Genomic DNA, 297 nt, shown 5'->3' on the forward strand with positions numbered 1-297 from the left:
AAGCACCCGCACCGTTTTGTGTTAAACCAGTACCCGCAACATCCGCATTTATTTTAGCAGCTGTTACCGCATCGTCATTAATCTTCGCAGTGGTTACTGCATTGGCATTAATTTTTCCGGTAGTTACAGCGTTGTCGTTGATCTTAACCGTGGTCACAGCATTGTCAGCTAATTCTGTTGTTCCAACAGCACCTACTGAGATTTCAAGCGTAACATCTCCTAATAAAGCGTTAGCATCACCACCAACCGTTAAGTCAGAAGAAGTAATGTTACCGTCACCGTTAAAGGCAGTCGGAT

1 protein-coding gene is annotated in these 297 nt (G+C 44.1%); it reads right to left on the reverse strand.

Annotation, left to right across the window (positions count from 1 at the left end):
• Positions 1–297: hypothetical protein (locus ACXAG7_RS20120; protein ID WP_476667950.1), on the reverse strand; the 297-nt coding region annotated here is incomplete at both ends.

The organism is Tenacibaculum sp. AWR4_210 (assembly GCF_056160945.1).